Source organism: Synechocystis salina LEGE 00031 (assembly GCF_015207985.1).
Lineage (GTDB): Bacteria > Cyanobacteriota > Cyanobacteriia > Cyanobacteriales > Microcystaceae > Synechocystis > Synechocystis salina.
Genome location: NZ_JADEVV010000069.1, coordinates 1 through 17,810 on the forward strand (window position 1 = coordinate 1; position 17,810 = coordinate 17,810).

At 49.6% G+C, this 17,810-nt stretch carries 21 protein-coding genes; 14 read left to right on the top strand and 7 right to left on the bottom strand.

Features of this window, described 5'->3' with window-relative positions; translation table 11 throughout:
- The 7 genes from IQ217_RS17190 to ccmS all read left to right on the top strand — a co-directional run.
- The coding region (locus IQ217_RS17190; protein WP_194020933.1) for an aldehyde dehydrogenase family protein at positions 1-333 on the top strand (333 nt) is incomplete at its 5' end.
- 146 nt (positions 334-479) lie between these two features.
- Positions 480-1,064 carry a GNAT family N-acetyltransferase gene (locus IQ217_RS17195; RefSeq protein ID WP_194020935.1) on the top strand — a complete coding sequence of 195 codons (585 nt, stop codon included), beginning with the start codon at positions 480-482 and terminating at the stop codon, positions 1,062-1,064.
- Positions 1,064-1,498, top strand: coding sequence for a hypothetical protein (locus tag IQ217_RS17200; RefSeq protein WP_228016934.1), 435 nt, complete (start codon positions 1,064-1,066; stop codon positions 1,496-1,498). Before IQ217_RS17195 ends, IQ217_RS17200 begins: the two co-directional genes overlap by 1 nt.
- A 568-nt stretch (positions 1,499-2,066) precedes the next feature.
- Positions 2,067-3,842, top strand: coding sequence for an iron uptake porin (locus tag IQ217_RS17205; RefSeq protein ID WP_190598107.1), 1,776 nt, complete (start codon positions 2,067-2,069; stop codon positions 3,840-3,842).
- 389 nt (positions 3,843-4,231) lie between these two features.
- Positions 4,232-4,873, top strand: a complete 642-nt coding sequence (locus IQ217_RS17210; RefSeq protein ID WP_194020951.1) for a response regulator transcription factor — start codon at positions 4,232-4,234, stop codon at positions 4,871-4,873.
- Positions 4,874-4,930: 57 nt separating this feature from the next.
- A complete protein-coding gene (locus IQ217_RS17215; protein WP_190598108.1) occupies positions 4,931-5,947 on the top strand; it encodes an N-acetylmuramoyl-L-alanine amidase in 1,017 nt (338 codons plus the stop codon).
- Between the two features lie 22 nt (positions 5,948-5,969).
- The gene (gene ccmS, locus IQ217_RS17220) at positions 5,970-6,398 is read left to right on the top strand and encodes a beta-carboxysome assembly chaperone CcmS (RefSeq protein WP_194020939.1); all 429 of its coding nucleotides are present in this window, start codon (positions 5,970-5,972) and stop codon (positions 6,396-6,398) included.
- Here the strand turns inward: ccmS and IQ217_RS17225 are convergent.
- Positions 6,395-6,832 (bottom strand): DUF1036 domain-containing protein, encoded by a 438-nt coding sequence (locus IQ217_RS17225; protein ID WP_194020941.1) that lies wholly within the window; start codon positions 6,830-6,832, stop codon positions 6,395-6,397. The two genes, ccmS and IQ217_RS17225, sit on opposite strands and share 4 nt — an antisense overlap.
- 267 nt (positions 6,833-7,099) lie before the next feature.
- Here IQ217_RS17225 and IQ217_RS17230 point away from each other — a divergent pair, with 267 nt between their 5' ends.
- The 3 genes from IQ217_RS17230 to IQ217_RS17240 all read left to right on the top strand — a co-directional run bounded on the left by IQ217_RS17230 (position 7,100) and on the right by IQ217_RS17240 (position 8,310).
- Positions 7,100-7,453, top strand: a complete 354-nt coding sequence (locus tag IQ217_RS17230) for an STAS domain-containing protein (protein ID WP_199309660.1) — start codon at positions 7,100-7,102, stop codon at positions 7,451-7,453.
- A 130-nt stretch (positions 7,454-7,583) separates the two neighbouring features.
- On the top strand, positions 7,584-7,937 hold the full coding sequence (locus IQ217_RS17235) for a hypothetical protein (protein WP_190598111.1): 354 nt from the start codon (positions 7,584-7,586) through the stop codon (positions 7,935-7,937).
- 16 nt (positions 7,938-7,953) lie between these two features.
- The gene (locus IQ217_RS17240) at positions 7,954-8,310 is read left to right on the top strand and encodes a hypothetical protein (RefSeq protein WP_228016932.1); all 357 of its coding nucleotides are present in this window, start codon (positions 7,954-7,956) and stop codon (positions 8,308-8,310) included.
- Positions 8,311-8,446: 136 nt separating this feature from the next.
- On the opposite strand, the gene IQ217_RS17245 is transcribed toward IQ217_RS17240, so the two are convergent.
- Positions 8,447-9,244: a CsgG/HfaB family protein gene (locus IQ217_RS17245; RefSeq protein WP_190598112.1), complete on the bottom strand. Its 798-nt coding sequence runs from the start codon at positions 9,242-9,244 to the stop codon at positions 8,447-8,449.
- A 123-nt stretch (positions 9,245-9,367) separates the two neighbouring features.
- Positions 9,368-9,769 carry a hypothetical protein gene (locus tag IQ217_RS17250; protein ID WP_199309662.1) on the bottom strand — a complete coding sequence of 134 codons (402 nt, stop codon included), beginning with the start codon at positions 9,767-9,769 and terminating at the stop codon, positions 9,368-9,370.
- A gap of 493 nt (positions 9,770-10,262) precedes the next feature.
- On the opposite strand from IQ217_RS17250, the gene IQ217_RS17255 reads away from it, so the two are divergent.
- The 4 genes from IQ217_RS17255 (at position 10,263) to IQ217_RS17270 (ending at position 13,294) form a co-directional block, all read left to right on the top strand.
- Positions 10,263-10,577: a DUF1825 family protein gene (locus IQ217_RS17255; RefSeq protein WP_190598113.1), complete on the top strand. Its 315-nt coding sequence runs from the start codon at positions 10,263-10,265 to the stop codon at positions 10,575-10,577.
- Between the two features lie 87 nt (positions 10,578-10,664).
- Positions 10,665-11,516: an alpha/beta fold hydrolase gene (locus tag IQ217_RS17260; RefSeq protein WP_194020943.1), complete on the top strand. Its 852-nt coding sequence runs from the start codon at positions 10,665-10,667 to the stop codon at positions 11,514-11,516.
- A gap of 90 nt (positions 11,517-11,606) precedes the next feature.
- Positions 11,607-12,515, top strand: a complete 909-nt coding sequence (locus tag IQ217_RS17265; RefSeq protein WP_194020945.1) for an alpha/beta fold hydrolase — start codon at positions 11,607-11,609, stop codon at positions 12,513-12,515.
- Positions 12,516-12,664: 149 nt separating this feature from the next.
- Positions 12,665-13,294 (top strand): CPP1-like family protein, encoded by a 630-nt coding sequence (locus IQ217_RS17270; RefSeq protein WP_228024251.1) that lies wholly within the window; start codon positions 12,665-12,667, stop codon positions 13,292-13,294.
- A 53-nt stretch (positions 13,295-13,347) separates the two neighbouring features.
- Here the strand turns inward: IQ217_RS17270 and IQ217_RS17275 are convergent, their stop codons facing one another.
- The 4 genes from IQ217_RS17275 to IQ217_RS19075 all read right to left on the bottom strand — a co-directional run.
- On the bottom strand, positions 13,348-15,171 hold the full coding sequence (locus IQ217_RS17275; RefSeq protein WP_194020947.1) for a peptidoglycan D,D-transpeptidase FtsI family protein: 1,824 nt from the start codon (positions 15,169-15,171) through the stop codon (positions 13,348-13,350).
- A 12-nt stretch (positions 15,172-15,183) separates the two neighbouring features.
- Positions 15,184-15,642, bottom strand: coding sequence for a hypothetical protein (locus tag IQ217_RS17280; protein ID WP_190598118.1), 459 nt, complete (start codon positions 15,640-15,642; stop codon positions 15,184-15,186).
- A gap of 440 nt (positions 15,643-16,082) precedes the next feature.
- A complete protein-coding gene (locus IQ217_RS17285; RefSeq protein WP_338116571.1) occupies positions 16,083-17,465 on the bottom strand; it encodes a (Fe-S)-binding protein in 1,383 nt (460 codons plus the stop codon).
- Between the two features lie 158 nt (positions 17,466-17,623).
- Positions 17,624-17,810 (bottom strand): hypothetical protein (locus tag IQ217_RS19075; protein WP_228025782.1); only part of this gene is annotated, 187 nt, incomplete at its 5' end.

The window sequence follows — 17,810 nt, forward strand, 5'->3', positions numbered from 1 at the left end:
CTGCTCACCGATGTGCCCCCCACTGCCCCCACCTATCGTCAGGAATTTTTTGGTCCTGTCGCCCTGGGATTTACCGTCAATAATTTAGAAGAGGCGATCGCCTTAGCCAATGACATTCCCTTTGGTTTGGGGTCCAGTGCCTGGACTAAGAATTCCGCCAGTCAACAAAAACTAATCCGAGGCATAGAAGCCGGGGCCGTATTTATCAACGGCATGACCAAATCCGATCCCCGCATTCCCTTTGGGGGTATTAAACGATCCGGCTTTGGGCGAGAACTGGGACGCATGGGCATTCTAGAATTTGTCAATGCTAAAACCATTTGGATTAATTAAAAATATCCAGCAAAGTTTTGGGGTGAAATTGTGACCTCTGTTCCAACATTTTACCGCCGGCATACTGGGCCATAGGGGACGGTCTCCCCAGAGTAAAAAATTTTTGTATAATTCCCGGAACGGTATTATTCCCTTGCCCCGCCTGAATGGTTAAGTCCGCCCCTCCTCCTCTCCTCTCCATTGCAATTCGTGTGGCCACCGTGGAAGATATTCCGCCCTTGGCCAACCTTTTGCTCAAAAGTTTCCACCCTCCCCAAAACTGGCTGATGTGGAGCTATCCTTTTTTGCGCCTAGGCATCACAGAAGACCTACGGCTGCGTATGCGCCATGGCGACAACGCTTACCATTGCCTCATTGCTGTTAATTCAGACAATGGAGAAATTCTTGGCACCGCTGAAGTTTCCCTCAAACACTGGTTCACCCGCCCCAAGACCACTGCCTACATTTCTAACCTGGCCGTGAGCCCCCAACATCGTCGCCTGGGGATCGCCAAACAATTAATCCAAAAATGCGAAGCTATTGCTGATCAGTGGCAGTGCCGTCGCCTTAGTCTCCATGTGATGGAAAATAATCTGGGGGCCCAAAACCTCTACCAAACCCTGGGATTTATTTATCAGGAAGCGGAATGGAGTTGGCGAGCCTGGCTATGGCAGAAACCCCGACGGTTACTATGGGAAAAGATCCTGACTACGGAAATTCTTTGTCCCACCCCAGCCCACCAAAGCCCCTAATGACCTCCGCCGAAGCCCTATTGGAGCATCTCCAAAATAAACAATCCCTAGTGATCAACCCCCGCCGCCGCAATGGGGTGATTTTAGTGAAGCCCTACCATGCCGAATTTGCTGGGCCAGGGGCATTTGTGGGGGGAGATTTAGACCAGGATGTGACTCTTTGTTATCCGGTGGGTAACCTCGATTGGTTAACGCCCCCGTCCCCCGCAGAACAAATTAAAGCCTATTTAATTCGCCGGCAGTGGACTGTGTTAATCAAACAAATTGTTGATAATCCCATTGCCATGGAAAGGGCCCAGGTGATTTTAAATCAGCTAGAAAATTGGTTTGATGATGCCACCGTGGCGCTTTTACCAGATTCTGCTGTGGCAACTTTAGTGGGGGTTTTGTCTTCTACTGTACGGAGTGCCCGCACCAATACGACGGTGTTTTAGCGCCTTTTCAGTCCAAACTCACTTATTTATCTGCTTGTCAATGAAAATGATTATTGTTATCTCAGGCGATAGGATTGATCTGTTCACCGACGGCCAGTCGGTCAATAAAACTCCTGGTCTATAAATGTTAATCAATTAGGTAACTTTTCCTGAAAATAAAATATAGTTTGCTAACAAATATTTTTCGATTAATAACTAAAAGTTAAGTAGAGGTTAAGGATCCATTAAGCAAAGTTTAATGGGGTAGAGCACTTATAAAAATATTTTATGAATAAGATGACAGCATATATGGAGTTGCCAAACTTGGGGTGGAAGTCTGGGGAAGGCAAAGGCTCAAACCAGATAAATTGATCAGCCAAAGGCTTACTCTATGGTGGTTATACGTTTTTTGCATAGCTTTTGGTCAGTGCCCTTGGAATTGTTCAAAATAGATGCTAGAATCCCTATCGAGGAATTTCTTGGTCTTCGCTGATCAAGGATCAGGTCAATAAACCAAGTTTCAACTGCTATCCAATTTATCAGTTGTGCCTGGCTTGATTAATGTCATCGGTGTGAGGATCCCCCTGTTATGAATAAGTTGACCAGTAATTTACTAAAGTTATTTCCATTGGCCCTGGGTAGTTCTTTGGCAGTGGCCCCTGGCGCCATGGCGGAACCCGTAGCTCAGTTAGCTACCCCCGCAGATTTCCCCCAAATTAACCACCGGGGCGACAGTCTGGAACTGATGCGTCGTCGTCAGAATGCCGGCACCTTCAATGCGGCTACCCCAGATGTGACTAATATGTCCCAGGTGACCAGTGTGTCTGAGTTGCGGGATGTGCAACCCACTGCCTGGGCCTATGAAGCACTAAAAAGTTTAGTTGAGCGCTACGGGTGTATTGTTGGTTACCCTGACCGGACTTTCCGGGGCGATCGGGCCCTGTCCCGTTGGGAATTTGCCGCTGGTTTGAACGCCTGTATGAACGTAATGGAACGTTTAATCCAGGAGAACGTAGCGGTTCTACGGGAAGATATTGATAAGCTCAAACGCTTGATGCAAGAGTTTGAAGCGGAATTGGCCGCCCTGGGAGCTCGCATTGATAATCTAGAAGTCCGCACTTCTTTTCTGGAAGACCATCAGTTCTCTACCACCACCAAGTTAAACGGGGTAGCGGTTTTTGCCCTGGTTAACCAATGGGGAGAGAACAAAGCAGTGGATTGGCGACAACAGGACAACATCAATAACTTTGGTGCCGCCGCCCCTGCTCCCGTGGATGAAAATGCCACCCTTTCCAGTCGGGTGCGTTTGAACTTCGACACCAGCTTCACTGGCAAAGACTTATTGCGGACCCGTTTGCAGGCAGGCACCGTGCCCAACCTAGCTGGTCCCACCGGCACCAACATGGCTCGTCTTGCCTTTGATGGTTCTAGCCCTGATAACAACGTTGACATTAATAAGTTGTTCTACCGTTTCCCGGTGGGTAACTTGACCACTTGGGTTGGGGCCCGGGGCTTGGATTTGGATGATGTCTTCAAAACCTATAACCCTTACTTGGAAAGTGGCGACAGCGGTGCTTTGAGCCGTTTCAGTCGGTACAACCCCTTTGTTAACCGGGGGCCTGCCGGTACCGGTGGGGCGATGCGCTATAAGTTCAATGACATTTTCACCGTTAGTGCAGCTTATTTGGCGGACCAAGGACAGGCCAGCAATCCCAGTGATGATGTTTTCACCAGCGGTGGCAATACCTTCCGCAGTGGTAACGGTTTCTTGAATGGTAGCTACAGCACCGGGGTTCAGTTTGACATCAAGCCTACCCAGGACTTTAGCTTTGGTATTTCTTATCTGCATAAGTACTTCACCCAAGGTGACGTTAACTTAACCGGTAGCACTGGTAGCCGTATTGCCAGCAACCCCTTCTACCAAGCGGCCACGACCATGGATACCTACAACATCCAAACGTCCTGGCAGATCACCGAGAAGTTTAATCTCTCCGGTTGGTTTGGTTATGCCAATGCCACGGCCCAGGGCTTCAACACTGGCGGTAATCCCCAAAATCGTAATGGTTTAGGGGCTGACCTGTGGACTTGGAATGCGGCCCTATCTATCATCGATGTGTTCAAGGAAGGGGCGGTGTTCTCCCTGAGTGGTGGTTTGATGCCCTACGCTCCCTATGTGGCTAGCCTCAACGGCGATCGGATCAGCAATGACCGCAACTCTCCCTACATCATCGAGGCTCAGTACCAGTTCCCTGTGAACAAAAACATCCAGATTACCCCTGGTGCTTACGTAATCCTTAACCCGGAAGCCAACAGCAATAACAGTGCTATCTGGGTTGGGGTACTCCGCACCACCTTCAAGTTCTAGAAACTTTGTTGGGGTAAAACCAACACTCACACCAAAACTTCCAGATATTTGGCCCCCACTTCATTGCTGGGGGTTTTTTATCAACTTTGGTGCGATTGAGGCTCCCTCAGCCAGATCTAGATTTTCCAAACTTGGGCAATCAAAGCGGGTTCTAGGGATTGTGCTCAATTTTTAATTTTTACTTTGCTTTTATGCTTTCACCTGACCAATCTCGGCGATCGCCTATGGGAGAGAGGAGAAAACCCATATCTAGCAAAACTATTTAGACGGTACAGTTCGTCGGTTAGGATTATTTAGGGATGATGCTAATCGGAAAAATTCTTAGATAAGCCCTAGTTTTGCCCCCGATCGCCAAGGTCACCCTGGTTAACCTGCAAGAATTAATCGCCATGAGCCAATCCAAGGAAAATTATCATCTATTGTTGGTGGACGACGATCCCAACCTACTCCTTTTGGTCAAGGATTATTTGGAATATCAAGGTTACCAAGTCACCACCGCTGGTAACGGTCGTGAAGCCCTGGCTGCGTTGGTAAATATGGTGCCCGATATGATTATTTGCGACATTATGATGCCGGAGATGGATGGCTACGCTTTCATCGAGCAGGTGCGCCAAAATCCCAGTATTAGTTGGATTCCGGTGATGTTTCTTTCCGCCAAGGGCCAAAGCCACAATCGGGTGAAGGGCCTCAATGTGGGGGCGGATATTTATATGGCCAAACCCTTTGAGCCGGAAGAACTGGCTGCCCAAGTACAATCTTGTCTCCGTCAAGCCGATCGCCTATTGCAACACAATAACCATCCCCTGGGGGACAACTCCCGGGTGCAGGTAGCTAGGGACGTGGAACTTACCCCCACGGAAACCAAGGTAATTCAACTGGTGGCCCAGGGATTGGCTAATCGAGAAATTGCCGACCACTTAAAAGTCAGTCAGCGCACCGTCGAAAGTCATGTGTCGAATATGTTAAACAAGACAGGACTACACAATCGCACCGAGTTAGCCCGTTGGGCCATCCAAAAAAGTATTGCTTGAGGTTCTTTACCACTGGTTTTCTAGTGGACCAGCACCAATCAGAAAAATAACATATTCATGAACTATTTTTCCTGTTCCCTGCAAAAAAGTCTGGGCCTAATTTGTGCCAGCTTGCTGAGTTTACCGGCCCTGGCACCACTGGTCTGGGCTGGCTCTTTGGAATATTGGAAATTTGACCTGCGGGATAGTCGTCTAGACATCATTACCGATGAGGATGTCAGGCCACAGGTAAATGTGCTGCGCAATCCCACTAGGGTGGTGGTGGATTTACCGGGCATTGAACACCGGGGCCCCACCATTTATAAGCCTTTGACCCAGTATGTTAAAGAGGCAAGGGTTGGTCGATGGAATAATAATTCGACTCGCATTGTTTTGGAATTGACGGAACCTTTCACGGTCAAGCCCTGGGAGGTGCAGGTGCGGGGGTTAGCGCCCAATCGATGGTATGCCCGCCTGCCCACCATCCTCCAACCTTCGGAATATAGTTTGCCCCAGGAAACAGTGGCGGTTAATGTACCAGCCCCAGCCCCCAGACCCCTACGACGCTTTACGGTGGTGTTGGACGCAGGGCACGGCGGTAGGGATCCAGGGGCGATCGGACAGCGGGGCATGCGGGAAAAAGATGTGGTTCTGGCCATCACTAGGGGCGTAGCCAGGGAGCTGGAGAAACAGGGCATTGGGGTGGTGATGACCCGCAACAGTGATGTGTTTATTTCTCTCCAGGGTCGGGTGCAAAGGGCGGCGGCGGCCCGGGCAGATATCTTTGTGAGCATCCATGCCAACTCCATCGGCTTAGGGCGACCGGAAGTCAATGGAGTGGAAACCTATTATTTCCAAACGGGGCGTTCCCTAGCCCAGAGCATCCATCGCAGTATTCTACAACGGCTTAATGTCCGCGATCGCCGGGTAAAGCAAGCCAGATTTTATGTTTTGCGCCGTACTTCCATGCCTTCCACCCTAGTGGAGGTGGGTTTTGTCACGGGGAGTCAAGACAGCCGGAACCTCAGCAATCCCCGCTTTCAACAGCAAATGGCTGAGGCGATCGCCGCCGGTATCGTACAGTATTTGAAGTAAGTTTATCTACGACTGCAGTCGCATGTTTTCCCCTGACCCCGTGCTTCCCGACGATGGCCAACATCCCTGGCGTTACCGACTAGACCAGTTCACCAAGGAAGAACAGACCACCCTAGCGGCCCTGGCCTGGGCCTTTTACCAGCAATGGCCGGCCAAAGAACAGTATTTGGGGTTAGACCTCCATCCCCAAGCCCATTTCATTAGCTGTGCCCCCCAGGCGATCGCCCAACTAAATGACCAGGTGAACGGGCGCATCCAGGAAATGGTGGGGATTTTGCACGGCTATGATCCGGTCAAGGAGGTGGCCATTTTTGTCATTGGCCCCACCCAATTCAAACTGCTCTTTTTCCAGCCAACCCCTGATCCCGCTAACTGTTTTGCTGAATTGGGGCTGACCATCGAAGAACTCAAACACAGACTAGAAAAGACTCTCCAGGAAAAACTGACCTAGCGACCAGTGGACTTAATCAGTTCTAAATTGGCGCCCGGGTTAATAAATGTTTGACTATTACCCCCAGCATTGCCGCAGGCAGAACTACTGTCCGATTGGAATACGGTGAAGCGGTCATTAACTTGACATAGTTTGATGGACTCACTGCCTGCCATCTCAGCCATGGCTTTGCGGTTCGGTGCCACCCCATCGCTAACTTTGAAGTAGGTAAAAGCATTATCGGAGTAGACCACACACTCCCCCGGTTCTACCACCCACCAACCTTCACTCACCCAGATCCCATTGGGATTTTCATAGCCCTGGGCCATGAATAAATTAGTGTTGAGATAGTTGCAACTTTTTCCGGCGATCGCCGGGGCTGGGGTAAAAACACTGCCCACCAGAGCAGATCCCATTACCATCACCGCTGCAGACCATAACCCTTTATTAACCATAAAAACTCCTCAAACCACAGAAATTGTTAACGCCAATCTTACTAGAACTAGGCTGGCTTTGCCCACGGCCATGGACGGGGTTCTCCAGGGGGTAAATAGTTTCTCGGTATTAAACTAAACAAGCCGTAACGGACAATACGGAAATTGTCGCCCCTAAAACACAAAATGGTCAGCACATCGACATAATTGACGGCGATCGCCTAAATTACTAGAGTTGGGGCCGGTTTTGCCGTTGCCGTTTTTTCTTTTGTGTGAGGAGTCAGGATTATGCCGTTTAACCCCCAGGTTGTGGCGAGGGATGTTTTCTATCCCCAGGGCACATTGAGTGCCGCAGTCACCCAAGCTTTTCAAGCTGATTTAGCCAGTTGGTTAGCCACTACCTCCAGTCCGGCGGTGGTGATCGACTTTAGCCAGGTAGATTTCCTCGATAGCGCTATTTTGGTGGTGCTGGTTAACGCTTACAAAGAACTCCAAAGTCAAAAGAGAACATTGCTGTTAAGTGGGGTTTCCCCGGAACTGAAAATCATTTTTGAGTTGACCCAACTAAATCGAGTTTTTCCCATTTATAGCAATCCAGAAGCGGCCTTGGTCAATGGGGAAAAGCCCGCCATGGCTGCATAGAACCTAAGAACTAGCAAGGGCAAACGAATTCACCTCCCTGGTCAATTTTTATCAGGGTCGATGGGGTTGAATGGACTTTGGGGACTAAAATCTAGGTAATCCGCCCGGTTCATCGTTATTTTTTGCCATCGTGTCTTCCCCGAAAAGCAAAGCCATCACTGTTCGTCCCACTCCCCCCCTGTCCCCTAGATTGGCCGCAGAGGAAAAGTTCAAGCAGGAAAAACTCCACGACACGGAGCTCCTGTTACAGGATATGTTTATTCGAGAGGAAGCTACCATTAAATTAATTCTTGATTCCCTCTACGACATTGGCGCCATCAACATAATCAATAAAAAATTTCCCTTCCGCCCCCTAAATCGCTTGCTCAAATCCATTGTCGGGGTGCCAAAGCCCATTGCCAGGATATTGTTATTTCGCTGGTTTGTGGCCAATTGTCCTGGCTTGCTCACCAATTTCCTCCACAGTAAAGTCCGCTTCAAGTAGGGGGTCAATCTAGATTATGGTAGCTCCGGGTCGGTGTGAACAGCCAGGGCATCAACGGCAACCAAGGCATTGGGGCCCATGGCTGGTGTTGTGGACTGCCAGTCTCACTATTTTGCCCCTAGCCCCCAGTTTGGCCCAGTCTCCGGCCCTACCTCCCCCGGATGACATTCCCGAAGAAATTTTGCGCACAGAAATCATCCTCGAAGGGCGATCGCCTCTGGATGGGGAACCGTTAACGGCAACGGAATACACAGAATTAATGGAAGCTTTGGCAGAAAACCCCAATCCGCCCCAACTTAGTCCCCGAATTCGCCATCTGGTCTTTTTGTTGAGGGTAAGGAAATTTTTTCGGACTTTCCTACCGTTTCTTTGATGGTTGTCCCCATAGCTAAGGCATAGCTAATTCAAATAATAATGAAGTCACATAGCCAGCCAACACGTTCCTAATAGAAGTTTTTTGGAAAATACCCCTATCCTAGTTTTGTATTTCATTTCGGGTAACTATACCACTACTCCAAAATCAAAGTATCTTTAGTTTTTTGTCGACGTTGCCTCTCCTTATCTTGATATTCTTGGATGCAACCATCCTGTTCCACCATTACACAACTGAGGTAATCGGTAATCTCGACTAATCCAGCCCTTAAGGCCTTGCCCACAGGAGCTCTGGCGGTGCTTTGGTTATCCTGTCCCGTATTAACAATGCCTAAAATACTGACGTTATTAGCAGAGCTAGCGGCGGTATCAGCGGCACGGCCCTCCACTGTTCTGGCATAAACCACTTCCCCTGTGCTGCTATCAACCACCCGCAGATCTATGGCAACATAGGCCTCCTGTTTAGCCTGACGCTCACTGTTGCCAATGCTGAAAAGTCCTAGGTTAAGCCCAAAATTATTGCCTCCAGATTCCGAGCTTACCCCTTCCTCATAGGCGGTAACTCTACCCAAAACAATATACTGAGCCCCTGTCAACTGTCCTCTTTGGGCAGAGGTTTCCGGTCTAGTTAATCCTAATTCTGCCAATTCCTGTTCCGACAGAACACTACCGAGATTTTGTCTTTCTACTACTTGAAAGTTACCGGTAGAGGTAAGTTCATTGCTGAGGGCATCGGCCAGTTCCCGCGAAGTATTGCCACTCCACCACCACCAACTCATATTAGTGTCATTTTTAAACTCCGGCACGGAAATAGTGGGTTTACCTTGGGCTTCGGCCGTCAGGCTTCCCGAGAACATTCCCGCCAATACCAGGAAGAATGGTAGAGCCTTCGATGTCAAGGAGGCAGCGACTCTGTCTAGGTTTTGAGTGGCCATGGTATTTCCAGCAAATTTTTTAACCAAGGCTACAGTAGTGATGAGACAACAGTCAATAGATATTTGATTTTCGATTAACTTTGACTTCCTAGGCTCAACGAGATAGGTTTTTTGCTGCGATATTTAACCTAATAATTGCCGCCGTTTTTGTTCAAATTCGTATTCTGTTAGCAGTCCCTCTAGGCGTAACTGTTCTAACTCTCGCATAGCTTCGGCCATGGTAATGACCTGTTGGGATGGTTGCAGGCTATCTCCATTTTGGTGCCAGCTTCCCTCAAGGCTGTTGAACTGACGGTTAAAATCCTCTTCCCCTTGGACAAAATACCACACTGCATCAATGGCGCAGGCAATTCTGGGTATGGGAGTATTCCACAGTAACCAATAGACCCCCGCCCACACCGGTTGCCCCAGGTAAAGTTTATGGAGACCCGCCATGGGCCAGGGCAGCACCGCCGATGTCACCGCCAAGGCGATCGCCCAGTAGCGACGTTTTGGCAGAGATAACAGGGGACTTAAAAAAGACATAATTGCAATGCTGAACAAGTTCTGAATCAGTGGTAATTTTAGCCTTAGCTAGGGGCGATCGGGGTGGGTAGACACTAGTCCATGGCGTTGTTTCAAGGCTAGTCTGCCAACCATAACTCCGGCGATCGCCGGCAAATTCGGGAAACCGTATTTTACTAAGCAAAAATAAGCTTTTACAATGGGAAAAACTCCATGATATGGGATCCCCCGTAAATACAGAGAGTCTTTGCTCCCCTTTGGTTCCCCCGGGGGTTAAGCATAACTTCCCTCAGGAACTCACTTAAATTCCCAAGAAACTTCAATTTCTAATTCATTTTTTGTTCTTATTATTTTAGACTTTCACAAATTTTTACTAAATTTTCATTGTTAATCGAGTTAAATTTGATTGAATTTTTATTGGTTGCTGAATCGGGATAATCATGGCTCCTCCTTTCATTCAATTGTTTTAATTACGTTTCACTCGACTGCACCATTTACCCCAGAGGTCATAACCATGAGCTTTTTTGATTCAGATATTATTCAACAAGAAGCCAAACAATTGTTTGAAGACTATCAATCCCTGACCAAATTGGGTGGTGACTATGGCAAATTTGATCGGGATGGCAAAATGATTTTCATCGAGCAGATGGAAGCTCTGATGGAACGCTATAAAATCTTTATGAAACGCTTCGAGCTTTCCGATGACTTTATGGCCAAGATGACCGTCGAGCAGATGAAAACCCAACTAGGACAGTTTGGTATGTCTCCTCAACAAATGTTCGACCAGATGAATCTCACCTTGGAAAGAATGAAAGCCGAAATTAAGTAAATTCCCCGATGTCAGCATTGCCTAGCCAGACGCTCCCCCCAATGTCAGAATGGTGAAAGTAGGTTCCCCGTAGCAACTGCGAGAACTATGCCCACCCTGGATCTTTTGGGTTTTCCTCACCACTATCAACAATCTGGCTCTGGTCAACGGGGGTCTACCCCCAGCTTAATTTTTGTCCATGGTTGGCTCCTTAGTCACCATTATTGGTTGCCCTTAATGGAAATGTTATCTGGGCAATATTCCTGCGTGGGCTATGATCTGAGGGGGTTTGGGGAATCCCAGAGTCTAGATCATCCCCATTCAAACTATGACCTAGAAGCCTACGGCCGAGATTTGGTTGCTCTACTGGAAAAATTGAATATTGAACAAGCTTGGTTAGTGGGCCATTCCCTAGGGGGAAGTGTGGCCATCTGGGCGGCTCACCTGTGTCCGGAGCGAGTTAAGGGGGTAATTTGTGTTAATGCTGGCGGCGGAATTTACCTCAAGGAAGAATTTGAAAAATTTCGCACCGCCGGGGAAAGATTATTGGATTTTCGTCCCCCTTGGTTGGGGAAATTACCGTTGCTGGATTTAGCTTTCAGTCGGTTAATGGTGCAAAAACCCCTGGCTAGAAAGTGGGGCAAACAACGGTTGCTGGATTTTTTGCGAGCGGACCAACAGGCTGCCCGGGGCTCTTTGTTGGAAAGTACAACGGAAGCGGCGGTGCATTTACTGCCCAAATTGGTAGCGGAGTTACCCCAGCCCATGTATTTCCTGGCAGGACAAAATGACCGGGTAATGGAATTGCAATATGTTAAGTATCTAGCCAGCTTCCATGGTTTATTTGCCCAGTTAGGGACAAATGTGTTGGAAATAGAAGACTGCGGCCATTTTGCCATGCTGGAACAGTTGCCGGTGGTGGCGGATAAACTCCAACAAATTCTGGCTACTTCCCTCTGAATAGGGACAATTGCTGGCTGTTAACAATGCTTTTATCAGCAAATTCAGTCACCATAGAAATCAATGCTTCAACCTTGATTCGGCCCCGCTATGGTATCCCTAGAATCTTCTCCCCCAGCCCTGTCTCCCCACACTCCTCCCCTGTTTTGGCAATGGCGCGACCAGGCGATCGCCTATCAGCGAAGGGGCGATCGGGGACCAGCGGTGTTACTAATTCACGGTTTTGGGGCCTCCTGGGGCCATTGGCGCAAAAATATCCCTGTCCTGGGGGAATATTGTCGTTGCTACGCCATCGATTTGTTGGGTTTTGGTGCTTCGGCCAAACCTATCCCTAGTCAGACATTGGGTTACACTTTCACAACCTGGGCGGCTCTGGTGGCGGACTTTTGCCGGGAAGTAATTGGTGGCCCGGCGGTGCTAATTGGTAATTCCATCGGCTGTGTGGTGGCCATGCAAACTGCCACGGACTATCCAGAACTGGTCACTGGTTTGATTGCCCTCAACTGTTCTCTGCGGTTACTCCATGACCGCAAACGGTCAGCTTTGCCCTGGTATCGCCGGGTAGGGGCGGGGGTATTGCAAACGGTGCTGGGCTATCCTCAGATTGGCAAACTGTTCTTCCGACAGGTGGCCCGGGCTAAAACCGTTCGTCAGGCTCTCTGCCAAGCCTACGGAGATAAAAATGCTGTCACGGATGAGTTGGTGGCTATGCTTCTGCGGCCAGCCCAGGATGAAGGGGCGGCGGAAGTATTTTTAGCTTTCACCGGCTATTCCCAGGGGCCTTTGCCGGAGGATTTGTTACCCCGCATCCATTGCCCAACGGTGCTGATTTGGGGGGAGGCCGATCCCTGGGAACCGATCGCCTTGGGGAGAGGGTTGCAAAACTATGAGTGTGTGGAACAATTCATCAGTTTGCCCGGATTGGGCCACTGCCCCCAGGATGAAGCTCCAGAGGTAATTAATCCAATTTTGCGACAATGGATCACAGAGTGGAGTTAAACCGGCCATGGTCATCATTGATCGGGGACGGGCAACGGCTTTTCTCCCTAGGGAGGCGAGGATGTCAATGGTAAGATCTTTGGGCATACTGGATGTCAGCACTCCCAATCAAGCATTCAAGGAAATTCAACCAGAGGAGGTTTAGGACAATGGGTGAACAAACTCCCTATCAGACGTTGGGCATATCAGAGGAAGCAACTTTTGAAGATATCCAAGCCGTCAAAACTCGCCTGTTTCGGGAACATGAGGGGAACACCCAGTTGTTGGAAGAGGTGGAGGCCGCCTACGACGCCATTATTATGGAACGACTGCGTCTGCGCCAGGAAGGAAAAATTAAAGTACCGGAAAAAATTCGCTTCCCTGAACGCCAGGCAGAAAGCACCGGCAATGGCTTCCCCTCCCTTCCAGCTCCCACCGCTCCCAGCTGGCTAGCCAATTCCCTGGATACTCCTTCCCAAAACGATATTCTCTGGCCCGCTGGCTTTTTCGCTAGCCTGATTTTGATCAGTTGGTTGACCCAAGGGGCGGGGGGGTCAATCCAGTCCTTGCTGTTGGTGGTGGGGGTGTTTGGCAATATTTTCTTCCTCAACCGCAAGCAGCGCAAATTCGGTAAAGCCCTACTGCTCAGTTTGGGAGCCCTGTTGGTGGGAATTATTTTGGGCACGGTCTTGGGTCAGTTACTGTTGGGGGCAAATGTGGCGATCGGCCCCAACTTGGAACAAATTGCCGCCACCATCACCTTTGTCATCCTCTGGTTGATCAGCAGCTTTGTCCGCTAATGATGGCCCCATTAATCCCCGGTTCTCCTGGGGAAACTCCGTCGGGGACCAAATTATTGCGGTTGTGAAGGGGGAATGCCCTTAATGGCAATGAGAGCTTCCATGACATTTTTAACCACCGGGGCGGCCACAGTGCCCCCATAGGCATTGGCTCCCTTAGGTTCATCGATAATGGCAACCACCACATAGCGGGGATTATCCACTGGCAAAATCGACACAAAGCTAGTGATTTTGGCGTTGGCTAAATAACCTCCCCTGGGGCCTGCCTTTTGGGCCGTGCCGGTTTTCCCTCCTACCCGATAGCCTGGGATCTGGGCCGCCTTACCGGTGCCTCCATCGCCACTAACTACTGATTCCATCATTTGCACCACAGAATGGGCTACTTCTGGCTTCACTACCTGCTCGACGGGGTGATCTGGTTGCCAGTGCAGATGGTTACGGGCATCCACCAGGCCCTTGACTACGTGGGGAGTAACTAATTTGCCCCCATTGGCCAACATGGCGTTGAGTTGGAGTAGTTTGATGGGAGTGAGGGAGAGACCCTGGCCAAAGGAAGTGGTGGCCTGCTCAATGGGGTCGTCCATAAAGCTTTTTCTGGGCTTGAGGTAACTGGCCGCTTCTCCCGGTAGGTCAATGCCAGTCTTACTGTCCAGTCCTACCCCCTGCAGTAATTCATAGTAGCGTTGCGGTTTAAGACGACGGGCGATCGCCACCATGGCGACGTTACTGGAATAGCGGATGGCTTGGGTGACATTAATCATGCCCGCGCCACTTTTACTAGCATTGGAAATGGTCCAGGGGCCTACCCGCACCGAACCACTATCATTGATGCGGTCCTCTGGTTTCAGCACCCCTTCATTCATGGCCAGGGCCACAATCACCGGCTTAAAGGTTGAGCCTGGTTCGTACAAATCGCTCACGGACCAGTTTTTGAAATACTCCACCTTGGCTTTGTAATATTCGTTGGGGTTGAAGGTGGGCTCATTAACCATGGCCACAATGGCCCCGTCCTGGGCATCCATGACTAAAACAGTGCCCCGCTTAGCCTTTTGTTGGGCGACCTGGGCTTTCAGTAATTCCCGGGCGGCCCGCTGCAAACGCATATCAATGGTCAACTGCATTTGCCAATCGTTGGACTGCAAGAGGTTATCCGGCAAGGAATCTGGCAACACAACGCCCTTACCAGTGCGGCGAATGGCGTAGGTTTCCACATCCCGTTCTAGGATTTCCCTCTGACTCAGTTCCAGTCCCGCCTGTCCCTGGTGCTCGCCGTCCACATAGCCAACGATATCTGCCGCCATTTCATCCTGGGGATAGTAGCGACTATATTGCTTTTCCAGATCCACCCCCCCCATTCTCAAGGAACCAATGCGCACAGCCTGGGACTCGTTGAGGCCGGTGGCCAGTTTGATGCCCGATTCCTTGGCCTTGAATTTCTCCTTTAGTTGCGCTGGGGTAATATCCCCCAAAATTGCCGACAGTTCCCGCGCAATGTAGTCGGTGGGATCGGTAATTTCCTTCGTCGCTTCAAAGTAACGGGGATGGACAAATAGGGTGTAAGTAAGGCGATCGGTGGCTAAAACATTCCCCTGGCTGTCCACAATGGAACGGCGGGGCACATAGGGCTGCATACTAGTACTCTGTTGAGCCTTGGCCATGCGTTGTAGTTGGTTGGCTTCCACCACCTGGAGCCGATAAAGACGATAGCCTAGTCCCCCTATGGCTAGTAATAAAAATCCCCAGACCAATAGCAAACGCACCACCGGCACCCCCTGTTGTTGGGCCTTTTGCTTTTGCCTTTCCTGTCGGGAAATATGCTTGGTGAAGGGGGATGAATCGGCAGTTGAGGAATTTAGTTTGGGGTGGGAGGAGTCCATGGCTCGAATTATTTAGTAGGCAACGGGCCTGGTGGCAATGTTGAAATTGGTGGCTGAGGCAACGGTGGCATTGTCGGGAGAAGCAGGGGGAGCACTAGCTTGGGCAGGCAGAAAAATATTCTGGTTGGGGTTAGCTTTGACCAAACCAGAGCTTGGCTGATCCGCTTCCTGGGCCAGTTGATGTTTGATGGCTTCAGTGTTGGTGATCAGTTGGCGTTCCGTTTGTTGGAGCGCTTTAAGTTGTTGATATTCCTTACTCCAGAGGGTAGGGGTGTACACCGTCCAACCATAAACTCCTAAAACCGTCGCCACTACACCCAAGGTAAGGCAAGAAGTAGCCTGTTGAAACCGCAACAAGACCTGCAGAGAAGTGGGCAAAGATTCCCGGGGAGAGGTAATGAGGGGCGTAGGTTGGGAAGCAGCTACGGCGGTACGGCGAGAGGGAAAAGCCGGTTTAGGTAAGGCAGACATATAAAAGTTAGTTAGGACTACAAACGTGTGGTTGGTGAATTGTCTTCACTTTAACGGCAATGGGACAGAATTGGTGCTTTGGGGGGAAACTTTTAGGAGAATGTCGATAAAAACGACTTTTTGGTTTCCATGCCCTGTTAGTTAATGGCTTTGAATGGGGTTGGAGATGGACAGTTTTGCTAGTGCAAATTTCACAGCACAAGCGAACGTTTGAGGGACAACAAACTGGGGATCACTTACTGTGACTAGATTTCGTCCCAGTGTTTCCACTGTTGACCCTATGCCGCTGTGGTGGTAAAGATACCCATTCACACCCCCAAGAGTGGGTTCGCTCAGGAATTTCGATTCCCCTACTTTTTTGGAAGCGTCTCTGCCCCGGCCATTGCTAGAGGATGAACAACCAGGATTAGACCTGGGTCAACCGGCTCTGAGCCTCAGCATTAGAGGTTGGTTAACTTTTCTCCCCGCAGGGATAAGTCCAGCAATTGGATAGGATGGATGACCCCGAGGCTCTGGCCTTGTTTCTGTAGGTGTTTTTCGATTTGCAGGGAGCAACCAGGGTTGGCGGAAATGATTAATTTGGCGCCGGTTTGACAGAGATTGCTGACTTTTTGCTGTCCCAATTCTTCGGCGATCGCCGGTTGGAGCATGTTATAGACCCCAGCACTGCCACAACAGAGGGCTGCATCCAGGGGTTCCCGCAATTGCAAATGGGGAATTTGGGCAATTAACTGTCGGGGTTGGAGACTGATTTTTTGACCATGGATCAGATGGCAGGCATCTTGATAAACCACAGGGGTTAATTCCTCGGTGACGGAGTGGAGGGTTTTGTTTAACCCTATCTCCATCAGGAACTCATTAATGTCTCGTACTTTACTAACAAAGGCTTGGGCTTTGGGTAAGTATTCTGGGTCGTCGGCCAGGATATGGTGGTATTCCTTTAGCGTGTGACCGCAACCGGCGGCATTAATAATAATGTAATCCACCTCTGTGTCGGCAAAGCTGTCGATCATCTGTCTGGCGATCGCCTGAGCTTGGACCGTTTGACCTTGGTGGGCCGGGAGAGCGGCGCAACAACCCTGGGATTGGGGAATCACCACTTCACAGCCATTGGCAGTTAAAACTCGCACGGTGGCTTCATTGACGGGAGAAAAAAATAACCGTTGCACACAGCCGAGAATTACCCCCACCCGATAACGCTTTTCTCCTTGGGCAGGGATTTCCGTTGGATAATTATCCCGAAATGAGGCGGTGGTCACCCGGGGCAAAATACTTTCCATAGCTGCTAAACGGGGAAAGAATCTGGTCAATAATCCCGTTGCTTGCACTAACTTTTGCAACCCACAATTTTGATAAACCCAGAGCAGAGGCAATAACAGCCGCAACCGCCAGGGATAGGGAAATAAATTAAAAATCATCCCCCGCAAAAGGCGATCGCCAAAGGGACGGTCATAGTTACGCTCCACTTGGGGCCTGGTGGCGGAGATCAACTGGTCATACTGCACTCCAGAAGGACAGGCACTGACACAGGCCAAACAACCTAAACAACTATCAAAATGCTGGATGGTGGTGGCGTCTAAACTGGCTTGCCCCTGGTTAATACCATTCATCAAATAAATGCGCCCCCGGGGAGAATCGGTTTCCTTGCCAATGACCCGGTAACTGGGGCAGGTGTTTAAACAAAAACCGCAGTGGACACAGCTATCCAACACGGCCTGGGGAGGGGGATTTTGGGCATCAAAACCAATTTCGGGATTGTTGACGGCCTGGGTCAAAGCAGTGAAGGAAGGGGGAGCCGACATAGGGACAAGGGGGAGAAACACTGTCCCCTATGATCACACTTTTTTCCCAATCTAGGGTTATCTTCCCCTTGATTAAAACCTCGTTAAAACCCCAATGATTGCGATAGATAATAGTCAAATTTCCCCACAATCATCAGATTTATGGAGTGGGAAAAACTATATCGATGCAATCTGGCTGATTAATCGTGCCCAACCAAGGCAATGGGGTCATAGCTGGCGAGGGATTGATCGTCTGAGCTTACCACTAGGAAAAGCAATGCTAATATTAAGAAAAATGTTGTAGTTTTTACATTTCTTAAGTTTTTTCCGATTGAAGATTTTAGCCAAAAGTTCATAAATCTCCGTCCCCACCCCTGTCTCTTATAC

What these genes read in the sequence shown, in the direction of transcription:
- IQ217_RS17195 (WP_194020935.1), top strand. Translation starts at nt 480, where the DNA reads ATGGTTAAGTCCGCCCCTCCTCCTCTCCTCTCCATTGCAATTCGTGTG.
- IQ217_RS17200 (WP_228016934.1), top strand. Translation starts at nt 1,064, where the DNA reads ATGACCTCCGCCGAAGCCCTATTGGAGCATCTCCAAAATAAACAATCC.
- IQ217_RS17205 (WP_190598107.1), top strand. Translation starts at nt 2,067, where the DNA reads ATGAATAAGTTGACCAGTAATTTACTAAAGTTATTTCCATTGGCCCTG.
- IQ217_RS17210 (WP_194020951.1), top strand. Translation starts at nt 4,232, where the DNA reads ATGAGCCAATCCAAGGAAAATTATCATCTATTGTTGGTGGACGACGAT.
- IQ217_RS17215 (WP_190598108.1), top strand. Translation starts at nt 4,931, where the DNA reads ATGAACTATTTTTCCTGTTCCCTGCAAAAAAGTCTGGGCCTAATTTGT.
- ccmS (WP_194020939.1), top strand. Translation starts at nt 5,970, where the DNA reads ATGTTTTCCCCTGACCCCGTGCTTCCCGACGATGGCCAACATCCCTGG.
- IQ217_RS17225 (WP_194020941.1), bottom strand. Translation starts at nt 6,832, where the DNA reads ATGGTTAATAAAGGGTTATGGTCTGCAGCGGTGATGGTAATGGGATCT.
- IQ217_RS17230 (WP_199309660.1), top strand. Translation starts at nt 7,100, where the DNA reads ATGCCGTTTAACCCCCAGGTTGTGGCGAGGGATGTTTTCTATCCCCAG.
- IQ217_RS17240 (WP_228016932.1), top strand. Translation starts at nt 7,954, where the DNA reads ATGGTAGCTCCGGGTCGGTGTGAACAGCCAGGGCATCAACGGCAACCA.
- IQ217_RS17245 (WP_190598112.1), bottom strand. Translation starts at nt 9,244, where the DNA reads ATGGCCACTCAAAACCTAGACAGAGTCGCTGCCTCCTTGACATCGAAG.
- IQ217_RS17250 (WP_199309662.1), bottom strand. Translation starts at nt 9,769, where the DNA reads ATGTCTTTTTTAAGTCCCCTGTTATCTCTGCCAAAACGTCGCTACTGG.
- IQ217_RS17255 (WP_190598113.1), top strand. Translation starts at nt 10,263, where the DNA reads ATGAGCTTTTTTGATTCAGATATTATTCAACAAGAAGCCAAACAATTG.
- IQ217_RS17260 (WP_194020943.1), top strand. Translation starts at nt 10,665, where the DNA reads ATGCCCACCCTGGATCTTTTGGGTTTTCCTCACCACTATCAACAATCT.
- IQ217_RS17265 (WP_194020945.1), top strand. Translation starts at nt 11,607, where the DNA reads ATGGTATCCCTAGAATCTTCTCCCCCAGCCCTGTCTCCCCACACTCCT.
- IQ217_RS17270 (WP_228024251.1), top strand. Translation starts at nt 12,665, where the DNA reads ATGGGTGAACAAACTCCCTATCAGACGTTGGGCATATCAGAGGAAGCA.
- IQ217_RS17275 (WP_194020947.1), bottom strand. Translation starts at nt 15,171, where the DNA reads ATGGACTCCTCCCACCCCAAACTAAATTCCTCAACTGCCGATTCATCC.
- IQ217_RS17280 (WP_190598118.1), bottom strand. Translation starts at nt 15,642, where the DNA reads ATGTCTGCCTTACCTAAACCGGCTTTTCCCTCTCGCCGTACCGCCGTA.